Source organism: Ruegeria sp. AD11(2025) (assembly GCF_056542405.1).
In genome coordinates this window covers 163,295-179,371 of record NZ_JBQFZU010000007.1, presented here as the reverse complement: position 1 = coordinate 179,371, position 16,077 = coordinate 163,295, and the positions used below count along the sequence as shown (strand labels likewise).

Annotated in this window: 17 protein-coding genes; 12 read left to right on the top strand and 5 right to left on the bottom strand. The window is 59.8% G+C overall.

Annotation, left to right across the window (positions count from 1 at the left end; genetic code table 11):
• Nucleotides 1-39 precede the first annotated feature (39 nt).
• On the bottom strand, nucleotides 40-1,296 hold the full coding sequence (locus ACR1XY_RS09500) for an RsmB/NOP family class I SAM-dependent RNA methyltransferase (protein ID WP_480592512.1): 1,257 nt from the start codon (nucleotides 1,294-1,296) through the stop codon (nucleotides 40-42).
• Between the two features lie 89 nt (nucleotides 1,297-1,385).
• Between ACR1XY_RS09500 and ACR1XY_RS09495 the strand changes: the two genes are divergently transcribed.
• Nucleotides 1,386-1,568 (top strand): DUF1674 domain-containing protein, encoded by a 183-nt coding sequence (locus ACR1XY_RS09495; protein WP_170326393.1) that lies wholly within the window; start codon nucleotides 1,386-1,388, stop codon nucleotides 1,566-1,568.
• 4 nt (nucleotides 1,569-1,572) lie between these two features.
• On the opposite strand, the gene ACR1XY_RS09490 is transcribed toward ACR1XY_RS09495, so the two are convergent.
• Nucleotides 1,573-2,427, bottom strand: coding sequence for a LysR family transcriptional regulator (locus ACR1XY_RS09490; protein ID WP_480592511.1), 855 nt, complete (start codon nucleotides 2,425-2,427; stop codon nucleotides 1,573-1,575).
• Between the two features lie 97 nt (nucleotides 2,428-2,524).
• Here ACR1XY_RS09490 and tmpA point away from each other — a divergent pair, with 97 nt between their 5' ends.
• The 4 genes from tmpA to ACR1XY_RS09470 all read left to right on the top strand — a co-directional run bounded on the left by tmpA (nucleotide 2,525) and on the right by ACR1XY_RS09470 (nucleotide 5,856).
• Nucleotides 2,525-3,661, top strand: a complete 1,137-nt coding sequence (gene tmpA, locus ACR1XY_RS09485) for a 2-trimethylaminoethylphosphonate dioxygenase (protein WP_480592509.1) — start codon at nucleotides 2,525-2,527, stop codon at nucleotides 3,659-3,661.
• Nucleotides 3,658-4,248, top strand: coding sequence for a (R)-1-hydroxy-2-trimethylaminoethylphosphonate oxygenase (gene tmpB, locus ACR1XY_RS09480; RefSeq protein ID WP_480592507.1), 591 nt, complete (start codon nucleotides 3,658-3,660; stop codon nucleotides 4,246-4,248). Before tmpA ends, tmpB begins: the two co-directional genes overlap by 4 nt.
• Nucleotides 4,245-4,913, top strand: coding sequence for an ureidoglycolate lyase (locus ACR1XY_RS09475; RefSeq protein WP_480592506.1), 669 nt, complete (start codon nucleotides 4,245-4,247; stop codon nucleotides 4,911-4,913). The genes tmpB and ACR1XY_RS09475 overlap by 4 nt, the downstream gene beginning before the upstream one ends.
• A gap of 85 nt (nucleotides 4,914-4,998) precedes the next feature.
• On the top strand, nucleotides 4,999-5,856 hold the full coding sequence (locus ACR1XY_RS09470) for a hypothetical protein (protein WP_480592504.1): 858 nt from the start codon (nucleotides 4,999-5,001) through the stop codon (nucleotides 5,854-5,856).
• 400 nt (nucleotides 5,857-6,256) lie between these two features.
• Here the strand turns inward: ACR1XY_RS09470 and dapB are convergent, their stop codons facing one another.
• The gene (gene dapB / locus ACR1XY_RS09465) at nucleotides 6,257-7,066 is read right to left on the bottom strand and encodes a 4-hydroxy-tetrahydrodipicolinate reductase (RefSeq protein ID WP_480592502.1); all 810 of its coding nucleotides are present in this window, start codon (nucleotides 7,064-7,066) and stop codon (nucleotides 6,257-6,259) included.
• A 92-nt stretch (nucleotides 7,067-7,158) separates the two neighbouring features.
• Between dapB and rbfA the strand changes: the two genes are divergently transcribed.
• From rbfA to rpsO, 7 genes are all read left to right on the top strand, one after another.
• Nucleotides 7,159-7,554, top strand: a complete 396-nt coding sequence (rbfA, locus tag ACR1XY_RS09460; RefSeq protein WP_480592501.1) for a 30S ribosome-binding factor RbfA — start codon at nucleotides 7,159-7,161, stop codon at nucleotides 7,552-7,554.
• Entirely contained in the window at nucleotides 7,551-8,294 is a 744-nt protein-coding gene (locus ACR1XY_RS09455; RefSeq protein ID WP_480592499.1) for a phosphodiester glycosidase family protein, read from the top strand. Before rbfA ends, ACR1XY_RS09455 begins: the two co-directional genes overlap by 4 nt.
• Before the next feature lie 54 nt (nucleotides 8,295-8,348).
• On the top strand, nucleotides 8,349-9,251 hold the full coding sequence (truB, locus tag ACR1XY_RS09450; protein WP_480592497.1) for a tRNA pseudouridine(55) synthase TruB: 903 nt from the start codon (nucleotides 8,349-8,351) through the stop codon (nucleotides 9,249-9,251).
• Nucleotides 9,252-9,362: 111 nt separating this feature from the next.
• Nucleotides 9,363-9,962, top strand: coding sequence for a hypothetical protein (locus tag ACR1XY_RS09445; RefSeq protein ID WP_480592495.1), 600 nt, complete (start codon nucleotides 9,363-9,365; stop codon nucleotides 9,960-9,962).
• Between the two features lie 104 nt (nucleotides 9,963-10,066).
• The gene (locus tag ACR1XY_RS09440; protein WP_480592493.1) at nucleotides 10,067-10,570 is read left to right on the top strand and encodes a DUF1643 domain-containing protein; all 504 of its coding nucleotides are present in this window, start codon (nucleotides 10,067-10,069) and stop codon (nucleotides 10,568-10,570) included.
• 94 nt (nucleotides 10,571-10,664) lie between these two features.
• Nucleotides 10,665-11,723, top strand: a complete 1,059-nt coding sequence (locus tag ACR1XY_RS09435) for a calcium-binding protein (protein WP_480592492.1) — start codon at nucleotides 10,665-10,667, stop codon at nucleotides 11,721-11,723.
• Nucleotides 11,724-11,866: 143 nt separating this feature from the next.
• Nucleotides 11,867-12,136: a 30S ribosomal protein S15 gene (gene rpsO / locus ACR1XY_RS09430; RefSeq protein WP_170379357.1), complete on the top strand. Its 270-nt coding sequence runs from the start codon at nucleotides 11,867-11,869 to the stop codon at nucleotides 12,134-12,136.
• 149 nt (nucleotides 12,137-12,285) lie between these two features.
• Here the strand turns inward: rpsO and ACR1XY_RS09425 are convergent, their stop codons facing one another.
• Nucleotides 12,286-13,932 (bottom strand): hypothetical protein, encoded by a 1,647-nt coding sequence (locus tag ACR1XY_RS09425; protein ID WP_480592490.1) that lies wholly within the window; start codon nucleotides 13,930-13,932, stop codon nucleotides 12,286-12,288.
• A gap of 110 nt (nucleotides 13,933-14,042) precedes the next feature.
• Complete coding sequence (locus ACR1XY_RS09420) at nucleotides 14,043-15,644, bottom strand: BCCT family transporter (protein ID WP_480592488.1); 1,602 nt, start codon at nucleotides 15,642-15,644, stop codon at nucleotides 14,043-14,045.
• Nucleotides 15,645-16,077: the final 433 nt, after the last annotated feature.

Sequence of the window (16,077 nt, the reverse complement as noted above, 5' to 3'; positions counted from 1 at the left end):
TAGACCGCGCGGATCGTCAAGTCACCGAAAAGCGTCGCGTCAGGCGGATTTGTTCAGACAGGCGATATAGAACCCGTCCATCCCGCCGCGATCCGCCCAATAATCGGGTCGCAGGCGCAGGCCGCCCTCTTCGGTGATCCAGCCCGGCTCGATCCCGGCGATGTTCAACGCATCGCGATCCACCGCCATGTCCGGATACTGTTCCAGGGCCTCTTCGACCTGAACCTCGCCCTCATCCGGCAGCAGGGAGCAGGTGCAATAGACCAGCCGTCCGCTGGGTTTCAGCAGGGTCCAGGCATGGACCAGCATCTGAGCCTGCAACTCGATCAGCCCACCAAATTCCGAGCCGTCCTTGGCAAAAGGCAAATCCGGGTGCCGGCGAATGGTGCCTGTGGCCGAACAGGGGGCGTCCAGCAGGATGGCGTCGTACTGGCCCTGATGCTCCAGTGCATCGCCCGCGATGACGTTGGCTTTCAGGCCGATGCGTTTGAGGTTTTCGCGCACCCGCTCCAGCCGCGAGTCCGAGATATCCAGCGCAGTGACCTTGGCCCCGGCTGCGGCCAGTTGCAGCGTCTTGCCCCCCGGCGCGGCGCAGAGGTCCAGCACGGTTTCACCGGTTTTGGGCGCCAGCACCTGCACCGGCAACGCCGCCGCCGCGTCCTGCACCCACCAGTCGCCTGTGTTGAACCCCGGCAGGGTCGAAACCTGCCCCGCATCCTGTATCCGCAGTGACCCGGTCGGCAGCGTGTCTCCGGGGCCGCTCGCGCCCGGCTTTAAGGTAATATCCAGCGGTGCACCGGTAAAATGGGCCTGCTCCATGCCCGCGATGGCCTCGGCACCCCACGCCATGATCAGCGGATCGCGCAGCCATTCCGGCAGGCGCGGCACCCGCATCTTGGGCCACGCATCGGGCCCTTCGGCGGCCACTTTACGCAGAACCGCGTTGGCCAGGCCTTTGAGGCGGCCATGCTTGCGCGACCGGCCCAGGATCTCGACCATGGAATTGACCACACCATGCGCGGCCTCTCCGTGGCACAGCTCGACCGCGCCGAGGCGCAGAGCGTTGTGGACCGTCAGCGCAGGCGTCCGGTTCAGGTGGTTGTCCAACAGACGGTCGGCGCGTTCGAGCCCGCGCAGGGTTTCCAACGTCAGGCGTTGCGCCCGCGCGCGATCTTCCGGTTCAAGCCGATCCAACGCGCCTGCTGCCAGACACTCGGACAGCAACCGGCCTTCCCCCAGAATCTGATCCAGCAGATAGATCGCGCTGCGTCGCGCCGCTGTTGCGTTGTCGGACATGGAACCGCCTTTGATGTGACCCTCGCCCGCATTGCCAACCGCGGACGGGGGCGTATATCAAGACCCTGCACGGAAAGGAACCCGATGTCATGAGCGACGACCGCAAAGACCTGCCCCCTGCCGCCCAACGCGCGCTGGCCGAGGCCGAAGAGCGCCGCAAAAAGGCCGAGGCTGAGGCAAAAGAGATGCCCAAGGAACTGGGTGGGCGCGATGGTCCCGACCCGGCCCGTTACGGCGATTGGGAAAAGAAAGGCATCGCGATCGACTTCTGATCGCTCAGCCCCGCAGCGCCTGCAGAAAATCGTCAATCAACGCGCGCTGCTTCTTCGACCGCACCCGATCCTCGGGCCAGGTCAGCCAATAGCCTTCGCGCGTTTCCAGCTTCGGCAGCTCCAGCCTGCACAATTGCCCGCTGCGCAATTGTCCCGACGCCAACGGCACCGAGCCCAGAACCACCCCCATCCCCTGTCGGGCCGCCGCGATCGCGTGACCCATTGAATCGAAGCTGGCCCGAGCGTGTGGTAAATCATCCATCCCCGCAACCGTAGCCCACTCGCGCCAGCCTGGTCGCTCGCCGCGCTGATCGACCAGCGGCGCTCCCCACGCGACTCCAGGCGCGGCCATCGGCACCAGAACCTCCTGCGCGATCAGGGCGGCCTCGCGCCCCGGCCACGCGCCACGACCATAGCGGATTTGCAGCCATGTCTTCTCCTCATCCAGCGAAGATCGGCGCGCCACGGAATCCGTCAGGACCTGCACCTTGGGCCGCATCTCAAGAAATTCAGGAAGGTTCGGGAGGACCAGCGCATCAATATGGGAGGACAGGCCCGCGACGCGCAGCTCACGCGGGGACTTGCCAAAAAGATCCTCGGTGTTGCGCTCCAACGCCTGCAAACTATCCTGAACAAGTGGCAGATAGCTTTCGCCTTCAACCGTCAGCGACACACCCCGCGCCTCGCGCACGAACAGCGTCCGACCCAGCCACGCTTCAAGATTTGCGATCCTCTGGCTGACGGCTGCCTGAGTCAGCCCGAACTCTTTGGCGGCGGCGGAAAACCCACCCAATCGACCGGCCGCTTCGAACACGCGCAGCCAGTCCAATGGCGGCAATCCGATCTTTTTCTTAGTCATAAGTTTTTCCAAGCCTCAGCAGCAATAAGGATTAATTGTCGTAATGCCACGGGGCGCGTATTTCCTCAAGCAAAGCCGCGCCGAACAGGAGACCCCCATGCTGCGCACCGCCACCCATGATGCCTCGGTCGTGACCGTCGAGTTTGACACCGGCACCCAGGCCCGTTTCCACGCCATCTGGCTGCGCGACAACGCGCTGGACCCCGAGACCCGCGCACCGGGCAACGGCCAACGTCTGATCACAATCGGCGACATTCCCGCCGATATTTCGGTCAGCGCCGCCGAAGTCTCCAATGGCGATCTGACCGTGACGTTCCAGCCCGAAGGCAAAACCGTCACCTTCCCCGCCACCTGGCTGGCCGACCACAGCTATGACCGCGCCCATGCGCAGGACATCGGCCGCACCGCCCCTGGTATCACAACCTGGGAACGCGGCATCGCCGCGCCCAGCGGCGACTGGGATCAGGTCCACGCCAACCCCGAAGCCAAGCGCGGCTGGCTGGCCGCCGTCGCGGAATACGGTTTCGCCAAGCTGACCGGCGGCCCGACCGAGCCGGAATCGCTGCTGAAAGTGGCTGATCTGTTCGGTTACGTGCGTGAAACCAATTACGGCCCCTATTTCGAGGTCCGGACCGAGGTGAACCCGACCAACCTCGCCTATACCGGGCTGGGCTTGCAGGCCCATACCGACAACCCCTATCGCGACCCGGTGCCGACGCTGCAGATCCTGTATTGTCTGGAAAACAGCGCCGAGGGTGGGGACTCCATCGTCGTCGACGGTTTCCGCGCTGTGGAAAAACTACGGGACCAGAACCCTGAAGGCTTCGCCCTTCTGGCGGGCTACCCCGCGCGGTTCGAATACAAGGGCTCGGATGGCGTCTGCCTGCGCTCGCGCCGCCCGATGATCGAGTTGTCGCCGGACGGAGAACTGATCGGCATCCGCTTCAACAACCGCTCGACCGCGCCGCTGGTCGATATCCCGTTTGACCGGATGGAGGCCTATTACGCCGCCTACCGTCAACTGGGCGAGATCATCGATGACCCGGCCATGGGCGTGTCGTTCAAGCTGGAACCGGGTGAGAGCTTCATCGTCGACAACACCCGCGTTCTGCATGCGCGGTTGGGCTATTCCGGCGCAGGCTCACGTTGGTTGCAAGGCTGCTACGCTGACAAGGACGGGCTTCTGTCGACACTGGCGGCAATGGATATGGCACAACCGGAGGCAGCGGAATGAAACCGGATTTTTCGACCCTGCACCGGGACAATATCGTCGATTTCATCGGAGACATCTTCACCCGCCGCGGCAGCGAGGAATATCTGGGCGAGCCCGTCACCATGGCCGAACACATGCTGCAAGGCGCCACCATCGCCGAGCAGAACGGGATGCCCGAGGAAATCATCGTCGGCGCGTTGCTGCATGATATCGGCCATTTCACCTCCGAGTTTGGCAGCTATCACCCCGACGACACCGAAGACCGTCACCACGAGGACGCAGGTGCCGAGGTGCTGGAGCAGTTTTTCCCGTCAGTCATCACAGATTGCTGCCGCTACCACGTGGCGGCCAAACGGTATCTCTGTGCCACCAAGCCCGAGTATTTCAACCGCCTGTCCGACGCCTCGGTCCACACGCTGGAACTGCAGGGCGGCCCGATGAGCGCCGAGGAGGTAGCCGCGTTTGAGGCCAACCCGAACCTCAAAGAGATCATCCAGGTCCGCTATCTGGACGAAGCGGGCAAGCGCCCGGACATGGAAACGCCCGACTTTGCCTATTTCGCACCGATGGTGCAGCGCATGGTCGACAAACATTTGGTTACGTCATGAACGCGCCGGAATATATCTTTGAGGCCAGCACCAAACCCTCGCTGCCGTGGCACGAGGTTCCGCTGATCCGCGCCACCGACGAGTCGGTCAAAGGCTATGGCTGTCTGGTCGATGACCCCGAAGGTTTCGAGATCGAGATCACCCGCTGGCCGCAGCAAGGCTGGCGCCCCATCGACGAGGGCACCGGTGACGAAGGCGGCTGGGTCGAGGGCACGTTCCACGGCGAATGGAAGGGCGATGTGCTCTATGGCCGGAACGAAGCGGTGAACGGTCACTATGTGCTGGGCTGGTCGACAGATCCGCAGCAGGCGCAGGCGGAACGCCAAACCGCGCCGCGCGATCAGGTGTTGCTGTGGCACATGAATTACCACCCTGATGGCGGACAGATGTTCTGGCCGCTGGACAACAAGCCTTTCATCATCCCCGCCGCTTTGCCCGGAGACAACCTGACGCCCGACAAGGTGGTGGCCTTCTGGTGCGACGGCTCGCGCGGGCTCTATATCCATCCCGGCATTTGGCATGAGGGGGTTTTCCCCGCTGAGGACAACCAACGTTTCCTTGACAGACAAGGCGCGGTTCACGCACGGGTCAGCGCGGATATCGGCAAGGAATTCGGCGTCTACCTCGCCTGCCCGTTGCGTGCGGACCAGGTTCGGGATCTCTAAAAAATCGCTTTCTGAAACCCTTAACCCTTGCCACCAACATCTGTGATACGCTCGCCCCACGTCCAACGGGCATGGGAGGCATCAAATGGGACTGAACAGACGTAGGGTCGTCCAGTTGGGAACCGCGGCAACAGTCGGAACGCTGCTGCCGCATGTAACGCTTGCTGCAGCCGACAAAAATGAGGCGTTTGAACAGGGCTTCAGCCATACGCTCACGCGCCTGAAAACGTTATTCGCAGAGCTTGGCTTCGCCGAGTCCGATCCGCTTTCGATTGTATCCGGGGACGCGGATTATAACGGTGGCTTGCGGCACGATTTTGATCAGTCCGCACTGCCGTCCAACGCCTTTGTCATTCAACCCTTGGCACGGGTGGCGGATGTAGACGAGAAACACCGCCCAGACGTGCTGCCCCTGTTCCATGAGGTCGGCTGTCACCCTAAGGACGCCGATGGTCAGGCTGCGACCCGCCTGATGATGCGCCTATTGACCGAGGGGTTCGGTCTCGACCCGTCCCGCATCGCCTTTGTCAGCGTGCCGCAATCCGAAGACATGCGCCCGGTGCTGGACGAGATGGGCCTGCCTTTTGCGGAAAAAGTCCTGCTGCGTGACGAGGCCGAAGCCCTGGCAGCACGCGATGCCTCGGGCTTTTTCTTCCCCGATCCGTTTGGCGAAGACTACATCGTAACCATGGGCGTGTATTACCGCGTGGGGGAAACGGATGAACCCGCCCCCGGCACCTATCCGCCATCGGCAAACTGGACCGAAATCGGTGAGATCGTCATCGGCGGAGAGGCCGCGCCGCTGGGGATCTCCATCGGAGCCGAGCGCCTGACCTATGCGGTCACCGGCCAGTTCGCAACCTGGGATCAGCGGCTGGGCGCCTTGTTCGCACAGGTCGAACAGGACGGCACCGAGCCGCCCGGACTGACCTCGTTTCGCTAATTTGAGCTGCGTGATTGCGAGGGTTTAGGGTTGCTGACTTTGATTCTCATTTTAGTCGGGTACGTGGTCGTCATCGTTCTTACATCATGGGGCGCAATGATTTTTCTCACGTCGGCCTTCCCAATTTTCAATTTTCGGGAAGAGTTTGTTGAGTTCTGGATCAGAACACGGGGCTTTCCGCCGACACGCAAACAATTGCTTCTGAATGCCCACGGGGCATGCAATATGTGGTTTAGGTCTGAAATATGCGACGACCTGAACGTACCCAATGGGATTCGGATCGTCCCGAATAGCAATCACTTTCACTTTGCCATGCTACAGTTCGCATCGCTTTTTGTTGCAGTGCTGTTTTGGATTCTAGCGTTCTTTGTTTTTGTTGTCGTGAGCGCGTATTATTAATTTACAATCCCAGCACATCCACCATGTCATATTGACCGGGCGCTTTACCTTGCCCCCACAGCGCTGCCTTCAGCGCGCCGCGGGCAAAGATGGCGCGGTCGGTGGCCAGATGGCGCAGGACGATACGTTCGCCGGGGGCGGCGAACAGGACATCGTGTTCGCCGACGATGTCTCCGCCGCGAATGGCGTGAAAACCGATATTGCCGCGTTGACGCGCACCGGTGATGCCGTCGCGACCCCGGTCGGACACGTCCGCCAGATTGACCCCGCGCCCCTCGGCGGCGGCCTCGCCCAGCATCAAGGCGGTACCAGAGGGCGCGTCGACCTTGTGGTGGTGGTGGCCTTCGATCACCTCGATGTCGAAATCCTCGTCCAGCGCAGCGGCGACCTTTTTGGTCAGTTGCACCAGCAGATTGACACCGAGGCTCATGTTCCCGGCCCGCACGATCACCGCATGGCGCGCTGCCGGTTCCAGCGCCGCGATCTGATCATCGCTCATGCCGGTGGTGCCGATCACATGGACGCATCGCGCCTGCGCGGCCAGGGCGGCAAATTCCAGCGTTGCCTCGGGCGCGGTGAAATCGATTACCGCCTGCGCCTGCGCAAACGCCTCCAGAGGGTCGTCGGTCACGAAGACGCCCTGCGCCTGTCCGCCCATCGCCGTGCCTACGTCCTGACCGATCCAGTCGTGACCCGCGCGTTCGACCACGCCGACCAGACGCGCCTGATCGCTGTCGGTCACGGTCTTGATCAGCATCTGCCCCATACGGCCCGAAGCCCCTGTGATGACGATACCCGGAATATGGGTCATTTCGCTGGTCCCTTTCATAAAGTCGGCTCAAAGCCTCCTACCCCGTTCGCGCCCGCTTGGCAAAGCCCCGCTTTGCGCTTAGATCGGGGTGTATGGCAAAGAACAAATTCCACGATGGCCCCGGCCCGTCCCAACGACAGCTGCGCGTCGGCGAACTGATCCGCCGCACCCTGTCCGAGGTTCTGGCGCGCGGAGATGTCCACGACCCCGACCTGAACCGAATGTCGATCACCGTAGGCGAGGTGCGCACCTCGCCCGATCTGAAGATCGCCACCGCTTATGTGCTGCCGCTGGGCGGCAAGGGCCAAGAGGACGTGATCGACCTGCTGGCCCGCAACAAGGGTGAGCTGCGGCGCATGGTCGGGAAGAAGGTTGGTCTGAAGTTTTCACCCGATCTGCGGTTCCGTCTGGATGACACGTTCGACCGTCTGGACGACACCCGCCGGATGTTCGAACAGGACGCGGTACGCCGCGATCTGGACGAGTGATCCGCAGTCTGATCACTTTGGGCGCAGTCCTCTGGGCGGCGCAGGCCTCTGCGGTCACCTGTGAAAAGCTGACCCACGAGGACAAGCGGTACACCATCTGCGAAGTGGATGCCGCATCCGAAGACCTTCGCCTGTTTCTGAACGATGAAGACGGCGATCTACTGGGGCATTTCTCCTCGGTGAACGAGGCGCTGGCTCCCGGCGGCAAACGGCTGGCCTTTGCGATGAACGCGGGCATGTATCACGACGACCGCTCGCCGGTCGGCCATTATGTCGAAGAGGGTCAGGAGCAAATGCGCGTGATCCCCAATGCCGGGCCCGGCAATTTCGGCCTGCTGCCCAACGGCGTGTTCTGCATCCGTGACGGTCGCGCCGATGTGTTCGAAACGCTGGACTATCTGGACCAGACGCCCAGGTGCCGTTTTGCCACCCAATCCGGCCCAATGCTGGTGATTGACGGCGAGTTGCACCCGCGTTTCCTGTCCGATTCGAACTCGCGCTACGTGCGCAACGGGGTCGGCACTAGCACCGATGGTACGCGCGCGGTGTTTGCGATCTCGGAAGACTACGTCACCTTCCACGAATTCGGCAGCCTGTTTCGGGATGTGTTGAAAACACCGAACGCGCTGTTCCTGGATGGCAATATCTCGCGGATGTATGAACGGGTTGGCAACCGGTCAGATGTCGGCTTCTCACTGGGGCCGATCGTGGGTGTGGTCGAAGACGTCCCCACAAATTGACAGCGACTGAGTGATCCGCTAACCCGCGCGCCTCAGCAAGATTCTAGGTGAAGCATGGGACGCAAACGCAAGGGCCGCGACATTTCCGGTTGGCTGGTGGTGGACAAGCCTGCGGGCATGACCTCGACCGCAGTGGTCAACAAGGTACGTTGGGCGATGGACGCCAAGAAAGCGGGCCATGCGGGCACGCTGGACCCGGAGGCAACCGGCGTATTGGCCGTGGCCTTGGGTGAGGCAACCAAGACCGTTCCCTATATCACCGACGCTTTGAAGGCTTACACCTTCACCGTTCGTCTGGGTCAGGCCACCAATACGGACGATGCCGAGGGCGAGGTGATCGCGGAAAGCGATGCGCGCCCCTCGGATGATGCTATCAAACAGGCGCTGGCCCCGTTTCTGGGTGACATCATGCAGGTGCCGCCCAAGTTCTCGGCCGTGAAAATCGACGGGCAGCGCGCCTATAAATTGGCTCGCGATGGCGAGGATGTTGAACTGAACGCCCGGCCACTGTGGGTTGAGGAACTGATTCTGGTCGACCGCCCCGACGAAGATCACATCGTTTTGGAAATGACCTGTGGCAAGGGCGGTTACGTCCGCTCGATCGCGCGCGATCTGGGCGAGGCACTGGGCTGCCACGGCCACGTCAGGGAACTACGCCGCATCTGGTCCGGCCCGTTCGAAGTTGAAGACGGCCTGAGCATCGAACAGATTGACGAAATGGCCAAAACCACGGCGCTGGACGACCACCTGCACCCGCTGGAAATCGGCCTTTCGGACCTGCCCGAGTTGAAATGCACCCCCGAAGGCGCCACGCGCCTGCGCAATGGAAATCCGGGTCTGGTACTGGCTTCGGACGTGGAATACGGCGACGAGGCCTGGGCCTCGCTGGACGGCAAAGCTGTAGCGGTAGGCATTTTCAAATCCGGTGAATTGCACCCAAGCCGGGTGTTCATTTGACCGATCTGATAAAACGAGAGCAAACGCCTATAAGTCTCTTGAGCTTTGCACGACCGAATCAAGGAACAGGGCTGTATCGGGCGAAATTGGACGAAAAGCCTAAATTTTGATATGATCAGCATTATCGCCTGGATTTTTCGGAGTTTGGTTATGTTGAGTTTCTCAAGTGACAATTTGTTCAAAGCAATTGCTGTTTCACTGACTTCGGCCCTTTTTGCCGTTCCGGCGGCAACCGCCATGACGCTGCAGTACCAAATCGAAATCGACGGTGCGATTGGCTCGTTTGAAGCCCCGGATACCGGTGGTCTTCTTTCGAGTTTTGAGATCACCATTGATGGCGTTACTTTTGATACCCTTGGCGTCGGAAACGCCGCGCCTGTATACGATGCGGTGGCTAATGACATCCGCGGAAATCCGGGTACGGAAGGGTTTATTTCGAATTCCATGGCCGGAGGAACTTGTCTGGCAATGGAGTGCATCTTGTCGCTGGAGGATTCGGGCAATCCGGGGGTTGAACCGCCTCTTTTTGCAATCTTCCCCCTCGTTGGCGGATTTCCAGATACTGTAACAAACTCAGGCGAGTATTCGATATCACAGGGACCGCCGATGAGTCCCGTTCCGCTGCCTGCGCCTTTCGCTCTGTTGGCCGCGACACTTATGATCTTCTTTGCGCTTGGCAGAAGAGTTCGGCGCCCCCAGCCATGTCATTGAGGTAATCTGGTCAAGTTGGCCGGTAAATTACTCAGGACTGACATATCGGGTTTTTTCGCACATAGGCGTTGGCCGTGGTTGATCTAGCGTGTTAGGCCAGCGGGATGATCACCCGAACGCACACCAAGGGCGATGCGCCCTCGACCGCCATCTACTCCGATTGCGAGAAATACCGTTACAGCCTAACCCGCGTTTGGGACGCGGGTGGACGCAAGGCGCTGTTTGTGATGCTGAACCCCTCAACCGCGACCGAGGTGCAGAACGACCCCACGGTAGAGCGCTGCGAACGGCGCGCGCGCGCTTTGGGGTTCGGAGCGTTTCAGGTCACCAATATCTTTGCGTGGCGCGACACCGACCCGCGCAAGATGCGCGCCGCCACCGATCCGGTGGGCCCCGAGAATGACACGGCGATTCTGGACGGCGTGAATTGGGCTGATCAGGTGATTGCCGCCTGGGGTACCCACGGCGCGCATCTGGCGCGTGGCCCGGCGGTCGAAACCCTGCTACGCGGGACCGGACAGCCGCTGTTCCATCTGGGGCTGACCAAGGACGGACACCCGAAACATCCGCTCTATGTCGCCTATACGCAGCAGCCCGAAGCGTGGTGACAAAAGGTTAACCACAAGGTCAGTCTAGCTTTGACCAAGTGACTGATCACATGAGACATTTACCCTCGGACCAGCGCGTTCACGGAGGGTTCTCATGTTTTTGGTCGGATTGCTTGGACTGGCCGCCGTCGGTGGCGCTGCCTACGCCATCAGCGACGCTTTCATGCCCGAAGATGAGCCCGAAGAGGACGACATCACGGAAGATCAGGTCGACGAAGTGACCGAGGGCAATTTTCTTGAGATCAATGACAGTGTCGAAGATCCCTCGCACCCTGTTGACGCCCGCGAAGCAGACGAAACCGTCAATACCGAAGACCCCGCCCCATCGACGGGGACCATTATCTCGGAATTCCAGGGCGATCTGATCATTGCCGGGACCGAAGATGCTGATGTCCTGACCGGGCAGGACGGCGTCGATCAGATTAACGGTTTCGGCGCGGATGACGTGATCTACGGCGGTGCCGGCAATGACGTACTGTACGGGGATGAAGGTGCGGACAACATCTCAGGCGGAGACGATGACGACATTCTCCACGGTGAGGGCGGCGATGACCTGCTGAACGGGGATGAGGGGGACGACCATCTCTATGGCCATTTCGGCGCCGACCAGTTGGAGGGCGGTGAGGGCGACGATACTCTGCATGGCGGTCAGGACGATGACACGCTGGACGGTGGCGAAGGCGATGACGCGCTGCATGGCGGCTATGGCAACGACACGCTGCACGGAGGCGCGGGTGAGGATGTTCTGTTCGGCGGGGACGGTGATGACATCCTGACCGGCGACGATGCTGAGGGCGAACAGGCCACTGACTTTCTGAATGGCGGCGCCGGAGAGGACACGATCCTGGCCGATAGCGGGGATATCGTCACCGGCGGCGAGGATGCCGATGACATCATCCTTACCCCCGAACCCGAAGATGAAGCCGTGACTGTGATGGATTTCCAACCCGGTCAGGACAAGTTGTTTGTGTCATGGAATGGTGTGGACGATCCTGACGTCCAGATCGAGCAGGACGCCGAGAACGAAAACCTGACCCATGTTCTGATCGACGGTCAGGATGTGGCGCAACTGCTGGGGGCCAAGGGGATGACGGCGGATGACATCCAGCTGATCACCGAGGCCGAGTTGGCGCAGCTGACCGCGCTGGGCTGACCCGTCAGAATCCCTTTGCCATTTGCCGAAAATGCGCTTATACGCGCGCATCCGCATCGGAATCGGTGCGGTTTTCTCCATGGGCCTGTGCTGGACGACATCCCGGCCTGCGCCATTAACTCTAACCTTCAAAGGAGACCCCGATGTCGATTACTGCCGCTGAAAAAGCACGCGTCATGAAAGAATTCGGCACCAAAGAAGGCGACACCGGTTCGCCTGAAGTTCAGGTTGCCATCCTGACCTCGCGCATCACCACCCTGACCGAGCACTTCAAGACCCACAAGAAAGACAACCACGGTCGTCGCGGTCTGCTGAAAATGGTCGCCCAGCGCCGTAAGCTGTTGGACTACCTGAAAGGCAAGGAAGAAGCGCGCTATCAGGACCTGATCAAAAAGCTGGGTATCCGCCGCTAAGCACAGTGTGCATGGGCGTCAAACCCGGTTTATCTGAATTCAACGCCCGCCATTTTGGCGGGCGTTTTTTTTGGTCCTCCGCTAACCGGCAACTACCGGCCAAATCTGCAGTGAAGGCCGAAATGTGGTCCTTCTTTTTATGCGCAAGACTATTCGGCCGCCAAGTGTTTCTGACGGCAGTAACAGGACGCGCGCACCGGCACTTCTGCGCGCGCGGCGGCTTTGTCGAGTTGCAGCTTGATATGTGCGGCCTCTACGCTTTCACCCCGGCGGGTCAGACATTCGTGCAATCCGTGCAGGCTCCAGACATTTCCCGGGTGTTGGCAGGCACGGCTCAGCGTTGCATCAAGCCCCAGATCGGCGCGATAGACGGCCTCGGCCTCTTCGACCTGCCCCTGTTCAAGCAACAGGGCACCCAAGGCGTGGCGGGTCGGCTGCATCCAGCCCCAAGGCTCATCATAAGGAAGGTTATCGTCAATTTCGACCGACTTCCTCAGATGTTCGAACGCAACCTCATACTGGTTTTTGTGATACGCCAGTTCGCCCAGCATCATTTGTTCAGCCACTTTCAGGATATCGCAGCATGTGTTGTTGAACAGCATGCGGCTTTCAGGAACCTTCTCATAGGCCTGATAGAACAGGTCACGCTCGGCTTCGGCCTCGGCAATCCGCTGCTGATTGGCCAGCGCTACTGTGCGGGCATAGCGCATCATTGCCAGTGTGACGCAGTACAGGTCCTCATCTGCGGGCAATGGCTGATCAAGGATATCCTGCCAACGCCCAAACCGGATCAGAACATGCTGCTTCATCGGAATGAAGCCTTCGAACCAATCCGCCATTGGCCGCAGGGTTTCCGTAGGCAAGGTCGCGTTCAATTCTTCAGCAGCCTCCAGCGCAGCAGTCGGCTGCCCCAGGAACATCGCGCCATAGATTTTGAAATGAAAATTGTGACAACGATAGACCGAGTAGAAATTGTCCGGTCCCTCACGGTCCAGAAATTTCCGATCCGCGACAATAGCAGTGTGGTTGCGCAGAACCACATTCATGTAATCGCCGCACAGAACGTCGATATGGGTTGGCATATGCAACAGATGCCCGGCTTCGGGGACCAGTGTGCTAAGCGCATCACCCTGACGCAGCGCCCTTTCGGGGTGCGGCGACATTTCCATGAGGTGAATATACATGTGCAACAGCCCCGCGTGCTGCCATGCCCCGGGCAGGCTGTCAAAAGCCGTATCGAGGACCGAGATGGCCTCGAGCGTGTCCGCGCCTTCCGCCGGCTCGCCGGTTGGCAAATCCCAAAGCTGCCATGGCGTGCGGTTCATCAGAGACTCGGCAAACAGGGCGCAAACATCAAGATCGTCGCTAAAAGCCGCATGCACCTTGCGCATAGCGTCGGCAAAAGCATCATTCCACGGGCTGAAATCCTCGACTTCCGAAGAGGTGGGATAGCGCGATGGTAACGCGTCGATCAGCGCACGCTCGACCGCCGATAGCTGATCCCGTAGTCGGCTAGCCGCGTCGATTGAGGCCTTTGCCAGCGCAACGCAGTCCGGCTTTTCCTCATCTTCGAAGGTTTCCCAAGGCTTGTTGTAATTGGGGCCGATGCAATATGCGATGCCCCAATGGGCCATGGCGCAATTCGGATCGGCTGCCAGCGTTTTCCGAAAACACTCGATCGCTTCTTCGTGGTTATAGGCATAGGTCCACGCCAAACCGCGATCGAACCATAGCTGTGCGTCTTTGGAAGATGTTGAGATCGGTCGCGAATAAGTTCCCAGATCAAAATAACTCATTACCTTAGACCCCCCTTGCTTCCAGAAAACCCCTTCACAGGTTTGGAACCGCTATCGGCCATATGAAAACGCCCGCCTAAGCGGCGGGCGTTTCGCGTTTCTTAACGTCCCTACATCTTTGCCCGTTCGGATTTCAGTGCCAGCCACAGGCAGTAGCACATTATCAGAACCACCAGCGTAAACGGAATGCCGGTCGAGACCGCGGCGCCTTGCAGGGCCGACAGGCCGCCTCCGAGCAGCAGGGCGATAGCGACCAGACCTTCAAGCGTGCACCAGAACACGCGCTGGATCACCGGTGCGTCCATCTTGCCGCCTGCGGTGATCGTGTCGATCACCAGCGAGCCCGAATCCGACGAGGTGACAAAGAACACCACGATCAGGATCAGCGCGATGGGGGCGATGATACCGTAAAGCGGCAGCTCTTTCAGGAAACCGAACAGCGCGCCTTCGGGGGCATAGCTGTCGATAACCGTGGCACGAACACCTTCGGCTCCGCCCGCGTTCAGCATGTCAATGGCAGCACCGCCAAAGGTCGACATCCAAAGAGCGCAAACCGCCGTAGGCGCCAGCAGGGCGCAGATCACGAATTCACGCACCGTGCGGCCTTTCGAGATGCGAGCGATGAACATGCCCACAAACGGCGACCATGCAATCCACCATGCCCAGTAGAAGGTTGTCCAGCCGTGGAAATAACTGGTGTCTTCTCGCCCGAACGGGTTCGACAATGCGGGCAGGTGGAACACATAATCCACCATCACGTTGAAATACCGCGCAATGGCTGTGCCGACACCCGTCACCACGATCACAAAAATGAACAGGCCCACGGCCATGATCATGTTGATCTCACTCAGCCGTTTGACACCCGCATCCATACCCAGCAGGACCGAGCCCAGGGCGATCATGGTGATACCAATGATCAACAAAACAACGACGGTCGGGCTGGGTTCTATGCCGAACACCTCGTTCAATCCTGCCGCCACTTGCTGTGCGCCAAGGCCCAGCGAAGTGGTCAGACCGAACAATGTGGCAAAGACCGCCAGAGTATCGATGATATGACCCCACCAACCCCAGACACGTTCGCCCAGAATCGGATAAAACGCAGATCTGAGCGTCAGCGGCAGACCCAGATTGTAACTGAAAATCGCCAAGGCCAGGCCGACGGCGGCATAAACTGCCCAACCTTCCAGACCCCAGTGGTGGATGGTACCCACGATACCGGCATATTCATTGCCGGGTACCGCGATATCTATGCCAAGCGGGACCGCGTTACCGTCCTCAGCAAAGTTGTAGTAGACGGGTTCCATTACACCAAAGAACAGCAGCCCGATACCGATACCGGCGGCGAACATCATCGCGATCCAACCGGCATAGGAATAGTCGGGCTTGGCATCCTTGCCACCAATCCGAACCTTGCCGACGGGCAGGACGATCAGCACCAGACAGAACAGGGTGATTGCATCAACCGACAAAACCAGGAACCAGTCAAACGTGCTGGTCAGCCAAGGCCGGAGCCAGCCGAAAAACGTTGCCGCAGCTTCCTGATTTGCCAATGCGATCAGAACGAAGGCAAAAATCAGGATACTGGATATCAGGAAGACCGGATTGTGGATGTCCAGACCGAACGGGCGGACGTTATCCTGCCCCAGTTCGTACTCTGTTTCGAAATCATAGATCCGTGGATCCGGATCCAGCATTTTCTTGCTTTGAGCCATTCGATGCCCCTCTGTTCGCAGATGCAAACGCCAAGGTATTCGGGCGGCCGACGGATATGAGTGTTCTATCCCCTGGCGAGTTTCCGTCCTTTCGACCGCGGGTTCAGTGGTAACAGCCTACACTGCAACCACTTTTTCACAAAACGCATTCACATGCCGGAATATAAGCGACGGAATTAGCCATTTCCGCGAGGTGTGGACCGTAGCTTTATTGGTACGCTTGACTGATAGGTAAACCGACCCTGGACCCCATATCCCGGGTTCGCGCCTTTGGTTACTGATACCCGGAAACTCATTCATCGCGTGCCCCTTTTTCTCTTGCAAGCAACTCAACTTTGGGTAGTTCTCTGCTCCATAGTCATTCGTTGTTAGTGGCGTTTGCACGACGGAAATGCCCCGCCAGAAACCTCCTCGAACGCCCCAGAACAACCGG

Bases quoted from the DNA above. Each gene is read 5' to 3' on its own strand.
- ACR1XY_RS09495 (WP_170326393.1), top strand. From the start codon at position 1,386: ATGAGCGACGACCGCAAAGACCTGCCCCCTGCCGCCCAACGCGCGCTG.
- rbfA (WP_480592501.1), top strand. From the start codon at position 7,159: ATGGCAAAGAACAAATTCCACGATGGCCCCGGCCCGTCCCAACGACAG.
- ACR1XY_RS09475 (WP_480592506.1), top strand. From the start codon at position 4,245: ATGAACGCGCCGGAATATATCTTTGAGGCCAGCACCAAACCCTCGCTG.
- ACR1XY_RS09500 (WP_480592512.1), bottom strand. From the start codon at position 1,296: ATGTCCGACAACGCAACAGCGGCGCGACGCAGCGCGATCTATCTGCTG.
- ACR1XY_RS09445 (WP_480592495.1), top strand. From the start codon at position 9,363: ATGATCAGCATTATCGCCTGGATTTTTCGGAGTTTGGTTATGTTGAGT.
- ACR1XY_RS09440 (WP_480592493.1), top strand. From the start codon at position 10,067: ATGATCACCCGAACGCACACCAAGGGCGATGCGCCCTCGACCGCCATC.
- ACR1XY_RS09420 (WP_480592488.1), bottom strand. From the start codon at position 15,644: ATGGCTCAAAGCAAGAAAATGCTGGATCCGGATCCACGGATCTATGAT.
- ACR1XY_RS09425 (WP_480592490.1), bottom strand. From the start codon at position 13,932: ATGAGTTATTTTGATCTGGGAACTTATTCGCGACCGATCTCAACATCT.
- ACR1XY_RS09470 (WP_480592504.1), top strand. From the start codon at position 4,999: ATGGGACTGAACAGACGTAGGGTCGTCCAGTTGGGAACCGCGGCAACA.
- truB (WP_480592497.1), top strand. From the start codon at position 8,349: ATGGGACGCAAACGCAAGGGCCGCGACATTTCCGGTTGGCTGGTGGTG.
- dapB (WP_480592502.1), bottom strand. From the start codon at position 7,066: ATGACCCATATTCCGGGTATCGTCATCACAGGGGCTTCGGGCCGTATG.
- rpsO (WP_170379357.1), top strand. From the start codon at position 11,867: ATGTCGATTACTGCCGCTGAAAAAGCACGCGTCATGAAAGAATTCGGC.
- tmpA (WP_480592509.1), top strand. From the start codon at position 2,525: ATGCTGCGCACCGCCACCCATGATGCCTCGGTCGTGACCGTCGAGTTT.
- tmpB (WP_480592507.1), top strand. From the start codon at position 3,658: ATGAAACCGGATTTTTCGACCCTGCACCGGGACAATATCGTCGATTTC.
- ACR1XY_RS09435 (WP_480592492.1), top strand. From the start codon at position 10,665: ATGTTTTTGGTCGGATTGCTTGGACTGGCCGCCGTCGGTGGCGCTGCC.
- ACR1XY_RS09490 (WP_480592511.1), bottom strand. From the start codon at position 2,427: ATGACTAAGAAAAAGATCGGATTGCCGCCATTGGACTGGCTGCGCGTG.